General features: G+C 74.6%; 1 protein-coding gene and 1 pseudogene. Both read left to right on the top strand.

All coding sequences use genetic code 11. The features are described 5' to 3' along the window. Positions 1-791, top strand: a pseudogene (locus tag LCD31_RS23225) (TIM barrel protein); the annotation flags it as partial. After that, complete coding sequence (locus LCD31_RS23220; protein WP_224961225.1) at positions 788-2,029, top strand: FAD-binding protein; 1,242 nt, start codon at positions 788-790, stop codon at positions 2,027-2,029. The pseudogene LCD31_RS23225 and the gene LCD31_RS23220, both read left to right, overlap by 4 nt. Positions 2,030-2,126 lie beyond the last annotated feature (97 nt).

Genomic DNA, 2,126 nt, shown 5'->3' with positions numbered 1-2,126 from the left:
CCCCACATCACGAAGGTGCGGGCACCGAGCACGACGCGGCCAAGGACGTGCAGCAGGCGCTCGCCCGCTACCGGGACGCCGCCGACCTGCTCGCCGAGCACGTCACCGAACGCGGCTACGACCTGCGCTTCGCCCTCGAACCGAAACCGAACGAGCCGCGCGGTGACATCCTGCTGCCCACCCTGGGGCACGCCCTCGCGTTCATCGACTCGCTGGAGCGCCCCGAGCTGTTCGGCGTCAACCCGGAGGTCGGGCACGAGCAGATGGCCGGGCTCAACTACGCCGCCGGGGTCGCGCAGGCGCTCTACCACGGCAAGCTGTTCCACCTGGACCTGAACGGGCAGCGCGGCATCAAGTACGACCAGGACCTCGTGTTCGGGCACGGCGACCTGCACAACGCGTTCGCGCTGGTGGACCTGCTGGAACACGGCGGTCCCGGCGGGACACCCGCCTACGACGGGCCGCGGCACTTCGACTTCAAACCAGCCCGCACCGAGGACGACGCGGGCGTGTGGGACTCGGTGCGCGCCAACATGGCCAACTACCTGCTGCTCGCGGAGCGCGCGGCCGCGTTCCGCGCCGACCCCGAGGTGCAGGAGGCGCTGGCCGCCTCGAAGGTGCCTGAGCTGGCCGTGCCGACGCTCGCCGACGGCGAAGGGGCCGCCGCGCTGCTGGCCGACCGCACCGCGTTCGAGGACTTCGACAGCGCCGCCCACTACGACGGCCGCGGCTACGGCTTCGTGTGGCTGCAGCAGCTGGCCACCGAACACCTGATGGGCGCGCGGGGATGAGCACGCCCCGCACCAACTGGTCCGGCAACGTCACCTACCGGGCGCCCCGCTTCGCCCGGCCGCGGAGCCTCGACGAGCTCGCCGAGGTCGTCACCGGCGCCGACCGCGTCCGGGTGCTCGGCACCGGGCACACCTTCACCGGCATCGCCGACAGCGCCGACGTGCAGGTGTCGCTGGCGGCGCTGCCCGCCGAGATCGAGGTGGACCCCGCCGGGAGCGTCGCGATCTCCGGCCCGGTGCACTACGCGGAGCTCACCCGGGTGCTGCACGAGCACGGGCTCGCCCTGGCGAACCTGGCATCGCTGCTGGACCTGTCGGTGGCGGGCGCGATCTCCACCGGCACGCACGGCTCCGGCAGCCGCACCCGCGGGCTCGGTTCCGCGGTGCGGGCGCTGGAGTTCCTCACCGCCGACGGCGAGGTCCGGGTGCTGCGCGACGGCGACGCCGACTTCACCGGGGCCGTCGTGGGGCTCGGCGCGCTCGGCGTGATCACCCGGATCGAGCTGGCGGTGGAGCCGGCGTTCGAGGTCACCCAGCACGTCTACGCGGGACTGCGGTGGCCGGTGGCCGCTGCCGAACTGGCCGCGCTGCTCGGCTCCGGCTACAGCGTCAGCCTGTTCACCGACTTCGACGGCTCCGGCGTCCGGCAGGTGGTGGTGAAGGAGCGGGGCGGGCACGACACCGAGCTGTTCGCCCGCCTCGGCTCGCGGCGCGTGGACGGGCCGCGGCACCCGATGGCGGGCGGGCCGACCGAGAACGTCACCGTCCAGGCCGCACCCGGCCCGTCGCACGAACGGCTCCCGCACTTCCAGGCGGGACGGACCCCCAGCAGCGGCGCGGAGATCCAGAGCGAGTACCTGGTGGACGCGCGGCACGCGGCCGCCGCCGTCGAGGCGCTGCAGCGGGCCGCGCCCGCGTTCGCACCGGTGCTGCTGGTCGCCGAGCTGCGCTCGGTGGCCGCCGACGAGCTGTGGCTCAGCCCGGCGTGGCGGCGGGATTCGCTGGCGATCCACTTCACCTGGCGCCGCGACCAGGCCGGGGTGGCGGCCGCACTGCCCGCTCTCGAAGCCGCGCTCGCCCCGTTCGGCGCCCGGCCGCACTGGGGGAAGGTGTGGGCGATGGGCGCCGACGTGCTCGCCGAGCGCTACCCGCGGCTCGCCGACTTCCGCGCGCTGGCCGAGCGCTGGGACCCGCAGCACCGCTTCCGCAACGAGTTCCTCGACGAACGCGTCTTCTGACGCCGGTGGGGGCCCCCCCCCCCGGCCGGGGGGCCCCCCCCCGCCGCCGGTTCGGAGCTCACCTCGGCCCGCCCGGGTGGGGTCATGATCATCCACC

Source organism: Saccharopolyspora sp. 6M (assembly GCF_020176775.1).
Taxonomy (GTDB): Bacteria; Actinomycetota; Actinomycetes; order Mycobacteriales; family Pseudonocardiaceae; genus Saccharopolyspora_C; species Saccharopolyspora_C gregorii.
The sequence above is the reverse complement of the archived record's forward strand: the minus strand, read 5'-3'. Positions and strand labels throughout refer to the sequence as shown.